6 protein-coding genes are annotated in these 6,997 nt (G+C 66.7%); 4 read left to right on the forward strand and 2 right to left on the reverse strand.

Annotation, left to right across the window (positions count from 1 at the left end):
* Positions 1-59 precede the first annotated feature (59 nt).
* The gene (hutH, locus tag P4U43_RS08375; protein WP_277358320.1) at positions 60-1,637 is read right to left on the reverse strand and encodes a histidine ammonia-lyase; all 1,578 of its coding nucleotides are present in this window, start codon (positions 1,635-1,637) and stop codon (positions 60-62) included.
* 51 nt (positions 1,638-1,688) lie between these two features.
* Here hutH and P4U43_RS08380 point away from each other — a divergent pair, with 51 nt between their 5' ends.
* Both P4U43_RS08380 and hutU read left to right on the forward strand, forming a co-directional pair.
* Positions 1,689-2,450, forward strand: a complete 762-nt coding sequence (locus P4U43_RS08380) for an IclR family transcriptional regulator (RefSeq protein ID WP_277358321.1) — start codon at positions 1,689-1,691, stop codon at positions 2,448-2,450.
* The gene (hutU, locus tag P4U43_RS08385; RefSeq protein WP_277358322.1) at positions 2,447-4,126 is read left to right on the forward strand and encodes a urocanate hydratase; all 1,680 of its coding nucleotides are present in this window, start codon (positions 2,447-2,449) and stop codon (positions 4,124-4,126) included. The genes P4U43_RS08380 and hutU overlap by 4 nt, the downstream gene beginning before the upstream one ends.
* Positions 4,127-4,148: 22 nt before the next feature.
* Here hutU and P4U43_RS08390 read toward each other — a convergent pair whose 3' ends face one another.
* Positions 4,149-4,526: a VOC family protein gene (locus tag P4U43_RS08390; protein ID WP_277358323.1), complete on the reverse strand. Its 378-nt coding sequence runs from the start codon at positions 4,524-4,526 to the stop codon at positions 4,149-4,151.
* 119 nt (positions 4,527-4,645) lie between these two features.
* Between P4U43_RS08390 and P4U43_RS08395 the strand changes: the two genes are divergently transcribed.
* Both P4U43_RS08395 and P4U43_RS08400 read left to right on the forward strand, forming a co-directional pair.
* The gene (locus tag P4U43_RS08395; protein ID WP_277358324.1) at positions 4,646-5,872 is read left to right on the forward strand and encodes an allantoate amidohydrolase; all 1,227 of its coding nucleotides are present in this window, start codon (positions 4,646-4,648) and stop codon (positions 5,870-5,872) included.
* On the forward strand, positions 5,869-6,997 hold a 1,129-nt coding region (locus P4U43_RS08400), incomplete at its 3' end, for an amidohydrolase family protein (RefSeq protein ID WP_277358325.1). The genes P4U43_RS08395 and P4U43_RS08400, both read left to right, overlap by 4 nt.

Genomic DNA, 6,997 nt, shown 5'->3' on the forward strand with positions numbered 1-6,997 from the left:
GAGTTACTCAAAGCGCCATTACTGCGCGTGCGATGGGGTAATGGAGTAATGGGGACGACCTAGGCGAGCGGCTCGCCCAACACGCGGTCGACGGCGGCAAGAACCGCCCCGGCCTCCACCAGCTTCCGCACCGCCTCAATTTCAGGCGCGAGATACCGGTCCGTCCCCGGTCCCTCCACCACCTCCCGGAGCGCGGCCCGCGCCGCAGAGATGGCGGGCGAACTGCAGGAGGTACTGATTCCGCCGTCGCGCATGTCCAGCGCGCGGGCCGCGGTCAGCAGCTCGATCGCCACCACGCGCGTCAGTCCGTCCAGCGCCCGCCGCAGCTTCAAACCGGCGGACCAGCCCATTGACACATGGTCTTCCTGCATTGCGGAGGACGGGATGGAATCGACGGAGGCCGGAACAGCCAGGCGCTTGAGCTCGGACACAATGCCGGCCTGGGTGTACTGGGCGATCATGTGCCCGGAGTCAACACCCGGATCATGCGCGAGGAACGGATTGAGCCCGTGGCTTCGGCTCTTGTCCAGAAACCGGTCGGTCCGGCGTTCGCTCATGGATGCGAGGTCCGCAACGGCGATCGCGAGGAAGTCCAACGCATAGCCGATCGGCGCGCCGTGGAAGTTGCCGTTCGACTCAACGCGGCCGTCAACGGTCACCACCGGATTGTCGATGGCGGAGCCAAGCTCGATCGCCGCGACGGACTCGACGTGTGCCAGCGTTGCCCGCGCGGCCCCGTGAACCTGCGGCGCGCAGCGCAGCGAGTAGGCGTCCTGGACCCGCGTGAACCGGTGTGCCTTGCGCTCATCAGAGGCGTGTTCGCCGATGAGGCGCGACCCGGAAAGCACGCGACGGATGTTCGCCGCGGAGACAATCTGTCCGGGATGCGGCCGAAGCTGGTGCAGATCCTCCGCGAAGACACTGTCGGTTCCCAGCAGGCCCTCCACGCTCATTGCCGTTGCAAGGTCAGCGGTCCGCAGCAGCCGGTGCAGATCCGCAGAGGCGAGAACGAGCATGCCCAGCATGCCGTCAGTGCCGTTGATGAGGGCGAGGCCCTCCTTCTCGCGCAGTTCGACCGGGGTGATTCCGGCGGCACTGAGCGCCTCGGCGGCGGGCAGCAGCGCGCCGTCGTCGTTCCTTACCTCTCCCTCGCCCATCAGGGCCAGCGCCACGTGGGACAGGGGAGCGAGGTCGCCGGAGCAGCCCAGCGACCCGTATTCACCGATCACGGGAGTGATGCCTGCGTTCAGCAGGTCCGCGTAGGTCTGCGCGACGACCGGCCGCACGCCGGTCCGGCCGGTAGCCATGGTGGAGAGCCGCCCGAGCATCAGCCCGCGCACCACCTCGCGGTCGACTTCCGCGCCCGACGACGCCGCGTGGCTGCGGATGAGGCTGCGCTGCAGGTGCGTGCGCTCCTGGACGGGAATGTGTTTGGTTGCCAGGGCGCCGAAGCCGGTGGACACGCCGTAGTGGGGTGTCGGATCATCGATGAGCGCATCAATCACCGAGCGGCTGTCCTGCATGGCAGACAGCGAGTCGTCGCCGAGCTCCACCCGCGCACCGTACCGGGCCACGGCAACAACCTCCGCCGGCGCCAGTGCTCCTAAACCGATTGTCACGGTGTTCTCTTCTGGCATGACCTGTCCCTTTTCTCGTCCCGCAATCGACCGCTCTTGCCAACAGATGAAATGAGCGTTTCAATAAGTGAAATACATATTTCCACCGAACGCAAGGAAGAACTCGTGGCGGATACCTCCACCCGCACCGTTGAGCGGGCCCTGCTCCTGCTCGGCACGGTCTGTGACCGTGGTTCGGTGACCCTGGCCGATGCTGCCCGTGATGCCGGACTTTCGGCATCGACTGCGCTGCGGCTGTTGCGCACCCTCGAGGGCACCGGTTTTGTCCGCAGGGACGACGACGGCTACCGGCCCGGCATGCGCGTGGTCCAGCTCGGCGCGCAGGCGCTCTCGCACGAATCGCTGGTGTCGCTGGCGGAGGGCGCATTGGAACGATTGGTCGACTCAACGGGGGAGTCCGCCTACCTCAATGTGCCCTCCCACGATGGCCACGGGATCTACCTGTCCGTCCGGGAAGGAACCCACTCGGTTCGCCACACCAGCTGGGTGGGCAGGAGCATTCCGCTGGACGGTTCCGCCGCCGGTGCTGTCCTGAGCGGCAAGACTCCCGACGACGGCTACGTGGTGGTCAGCAACGGCATCGAACCCGACGTCACCGCGATCGCCGCACCCGTGCTGTCCGGCGGACACGTGGTGGCAGCGCTGAGTGTCGTTGTGCCCTCCTACCGGATCACCGACGACGGCGCGCGCCGGATCGGGCGCCAGGTCGCCGGCGAAGCCACAGGTATTCTCACCGCCCGAACAGACACTGCCCCGCAGGAAACTGAAACCTCTCCCACGAACGAGTCCTCAACGTCAGGAGCACAATCATGACCTTCACCCAGCACGATCCGTCGCGCACCATCCGCGCACCGCGTGGCACCGAACTCACGGCGAAAAGCTGGCAGACAGAAGCACCCCTGCGGATGCTGATGAACAACCTCGACCCCGAGGTGGCCGAGCGGCCCGAAGACCTCGTTGTCTACGGCGGCACCGGCCGGGCGGCACGCAGCTGGGAGGCATACGACGCCATCGTGGCCACGCTGAAGGACCTGGAGGACGACGAAACCCTGCTGGTGCAGTCGGGCAAACCCGTGGGCGTCTTCCGCACCAATCCCTGGGCACCGCGGGTCCTCCTGGCCAACTCAAACCTGGTGGGAGACTGGGCCAACTGGCCCGAGTTCCGGCGGTTGGAGGCCGAGGGTCTCATGATGTACGGGCAGATGACCGCCGGGTCCTGGATCTACATCGGTACCCAGGGGATCCTGCAGGGAACCTATGAAACCTTCGCCGCCGTGGCTACGGCCAGATTCGGCGGGACTCTTGCGGGAACGCTCACACTCACCGCCGGCTGCGGCGGGATGGGCGGTGCCCAGCCGCTGGCCGTCACACTGAACGGCGGCGCGGTGCTGATTCTTGACGTCAGCGAGACCCGCCTGCGCCGGCGGGCCGCCAAGCGCTACCTCGACGTCGTTGCCGCTGACCTTGAAGACGGACTGAAGCAGGTCCTCGAAGCGAAACGCCAGAAGCGTGCGTTGTCTGTCGGCGTCGTCGGGAATGCTGCCGAAGTGCTGCCGGCGCTGCTGGAGCGCCAGCGGAACGGTGAGTTCACCATCGATATCGTCACCGACCAGACTTCCGCGCATGACCCGCTGAGCTACCTTCCCGAGGGCATCGGGATGGACGAGTGGGAGCGGGAAGCCTCAGGGGACCCGGATGGGTTCACCAAGAAGGCCCAAACCTCCATGGCCCGTCATGTCGAGGCAATGGTTGGGTTCCAGGACGCCGGAGCCACCGTCTTCGACTACGGCAACTCCATCCGCGATGAGGCACGCAAGGGCGGCTACGGGCGGGCGTTCGAATTCCCCGGCTTTGTACCGGCCTACGTTCGGCCACTCTTCTGCGAGGGCCTCGGCCCGTTCCGCTGGGTCGCCCTATCCGGTGACCCCGCCGACATCGCCGTCACCGACGCCGCGCTCAAGGAACTGTTTCCGGAGAACGAACACCTGCACCGCTGGCTCGACGCCGCCGGTGAGCTCGTGGAGTTCGAAGGACTGCCTGCCCGGATCTGCTGGCTGGGTTACGGCGACCGCGCGAAAGCCGGCCTGCTCTTCAACCGGCTCGTCGCCGAGGGCAAGGTGTCCGCACCCATCGTGATCGGCCGGGACCACCTCGACTCGGGTTCGGTTGCCTCGCCCTACCGCGAGACCGAAGCCATGGCGGACGGCTCCGACGCCATTGCAGACTGGCCGCTGCTCAACGCCCTGCTCAACACTGCCTCCGGTGCCACCTGGGTCTCCATCCATCACGGCGGCGGAGTCGGTATCGGCCGTTCGATCCACGCCGGGCAGGTGTCCGTAGCGGATGGAACGGCGCTGGCAGCAGAGAAGCTCGAACGTCTCCTGACCAATGACCCGGGAACCGGCGTCATCCGCCACGTCGACGCCGGCTACGAGCGAGCCCGGGAGGTGGCCCATGAGCGTGGAGTCCGTGTGCCCATGGAGGGCTGACCCGGGGTCCGTGCCCGGAAGGTCAGGGGTTCTGCCAGAGGCCCATCACATTGCCCTCGGGGTCACGGAAGTAGGCGGCGAACCCCATGTCACCGACGGTCATCTTCTCGCCGACGGCGGACCCTCCGAGCGCTTCGACCTTCGCGATCGACTCCTCGATGTTCTCGACGTCAATCGTGATGATCGGACCGGAGAGCGGGCCGCCGTCGCGCTTGAACATGCCGCCGTTGATGTAGCCCGGCTCAGTGGGACCCTGTTCTCCGGCAGGTCCGGTGCCGGCGGCGGTGTAGTCGAACTCGGGCATTTGGGTCACGTCCCAGCCGAACGCCTCGCGGTAGAACTCCCGGGCGCGATCGCCATTGTCAAAAGGGATTTCGAAATGTACAACACGTCCGGCCACGATGAACTCCTCCAGATTGATCGGTTAGCGAGATGCTGGTGAGTCTAGGCCTGATCAATCAGTCTGCACAGGGGTACCTGTGGCACTGGGAAAACTCTGAAGAACCGGAAGGGAAACCGATGGACAGCGTAAGCAACCTGCTGGAATCAATCGAAGGTGTGGGGCGGGATACGGTCCGCGGCGGCTACTCCCGCCCTGTGTTCTCTCCGGCTGAACTGGACCTGCGGTCCTGGTTCGAGCAGGAGGCCCGTCGGCGCGGACTGGATATCGAAACTGACCGCAACGGCATCCTCTGGGCCTGGTGGGATGTCGATGGCGCTGACCGGAACGACGGCGGCACCCGGGACGGCGCGCTCGTCACCGGCAGCCACCTCGACTCGGTGCCCGGTGGAGGTGCATTTGACGGTCCGCTCGGCGTCGCCGCTGCCCTTGCTGCAGTGGACCTCCTGAAGGAACGCGGAGTCCAGCCGCAGCGGGCGCTCGCCGTCACAGTATTTCCCGAGGAGGAAGGCTCGCGCTTCGGTGTGGCGTGCCTTGGTTCGCGGCTGCTGACCGGTGCCATTGACCCGGATACAGCCCGGAATCTCAAGGATCCGGACGGCGTCACATTCGCCGAGGCCGCACGCGCCAACGGGCTGGATCCCGCACATCTGGGCAGGGACGACGAGGCACTTCGCCGGATCGGTGACTTCGTGGAACTCCACGTCGAGCAGGGCCGCGGACTCATCGACCTCGACTCCGCCATCGCCGTGGGCACCTCGATCATCGGCCACGGCCGCTGGAAACTGACCATCAGCGGACAGGGCAACCATGCCGGGACCACCTTGATGGAGGACCGCGCGGACCCCATGGTGGCCGCAGCACAGGTCATCCTCGCCATCCGCAAGACCGCCGCCGCCACGCCCGAAGCCCGCGCCACTGTGGGCAGGCTGCAGCCGATCCCGGGCGGTACCAACGTAATCGCTTCCCGGGTGGAGCTGTGGATCGACATCCGGCATCCCGACGACGCCACCACGGCCTCGCTGGTGGAGTCGATCCACGGCCAGGCGCAGAAGGCTGCGGCGTTCGAAGGGTGCACCGCCGCGCTGACCCGGGAGTCCGTCAGCGGCACCGTGACCTTCGATGGAGAACTCCAACGGCAGCTGCAGCTCGCCATTCCGGGCGCTCCCGGCCTGCCTACCGGTGCCGGTCACGACGCAGGCATCCTCGCCGCCCACGCACCGTCAGCCATGCTGTACGTGCGGAATCCGACCGGCATCAGCCATTCCCCGGAGGAACATGTTGAAAACGACGACGCCGACTATGGCGCCGTTGCGCTCGCCGACGCCCTGGAGCGGCTGCTGTGAAATCACTCTGGTGCGAGCAGGCCTGGCTGGAACCGGGGGACATTGCGGCGGGCGTGCGGGCCGAGTTCGGTGACAACGGCGTTGTCCGCACCGTTAGCCGCGGTGCTGAACCGGAACCCGATGATCTGCGGCTGAACGGCGTGGTCTTCCCGGCTGCGGCAAATGCACACTCGCATGCATTTCACCGGGTGCTTCGCGGGCGAACCCATGCCGGCACGGGCACGTTCTGGACGTGGCGGAACGCGATGTACCAGGCGGCCGGTACCCTCACGCCCGAGCTGTACGAGGAACTTGCGACCGCCGTCTACACCGAAATGGTCACGGCCGGCTGGACCAGCGTCGCCGAATTCCACTACGTGCACCACAGACAGGACGGCACCGAGTACGGCAAGCAGCGTATCGGGCCGCCAGAAACCGCAGCGCCAACGCACGCAGCGCCAACGCACGCAACACCAACGCACGACGACGGCCCGCATGCCATGGAGCTGGCGCTTGCCCGCGCTGCGGTCACCGCCGGCATCAGGCTGACACTGCTGGACACCTGCTACCTCTCCGCCGGCTTCGGCGCGCCGGTGCTGCCCGAACAGGCACGCTTCACCGACGGCAGCGCGGACGCCTGGCTCAGCCGGTGGCACTCCCTGCACACCGCCATCACGGGCAGCTTCGACGCATCCCAGGTCTCTGTCGGTGCTGCCCTGCACTCCGTGCGCGCCGTGGATGAACCTGCGCTTGCATACATTGCACAACACCTTCCCGCAGACGTACCCCTGCACATTCACCTTTCCGAGCAGCCTGCCGAGAACCGTGAGTGTCTCGAGGCGACCGGAACCACACCGACCGGGTTGCTGGCCAGGCATGATCTACTCTCGGAACGGTTGACTGTGGTTCATGCGACCCACCTGACCGCCCAGGACATGAATCTCCTCGGTCAGGCGCGGGTCACCGTAGCCATGTGTCCCACAACGGAGGCGGATCTCGCCGACGGCATCGGTCCGGCACGCGCTCTGCAGGATGCCGGCGCGGTGGTGAGTCTGGGGACGGACCAGCACGCCGTCGTCGACCCCTGGCTTGAAATGCGGGCGCTGGAACACGGCGAACGGCTGGCGAGCGGCCGGCGGGGGCGAT

The organism is Arthrobacter vasquezii (assembly GCF_029455255.1).
Taxonomy (GTDB): Bacteria; Actinomycetota; Actinomycetes; order Actinomycetales; family Micrococcaceae; genus Arthrobacter_D; species Arthrobacter_D parietis.

What these genes read in the sequence shown, in the direction of transcription:
- hutH (WP_277358320.1), bottom strand. Translation starts at nt 1,637, where the DNA reads ATGCCAGAAGAGAACACCGTGACAATCGGTTTAGGAGCACTGGCGCCG.
- P4U43_RS08380 (WP_277358321.1), top strand. Translation starts at nt 1,689, where the DNA reads ATGAGCGTTTCAATAAGTGAAATACATATTTCCACCGAACGCAAGGAA.
- P4U43_RS08395 (WP_277358324.1), top strand. Translation starts at nt 4,646, where the DNA reads ATGGACAGCGTAAGCAACCTGCTGGAATCAATCGAAGGTGTGGGGCGG.
- hutU (WP_277358322.1), top strand. Translation starts at nt 2,447, where the DNA reads ATGACCTTCACCCAGCACGATCCGTCGCGCACCATCCGCGCACCGCGT.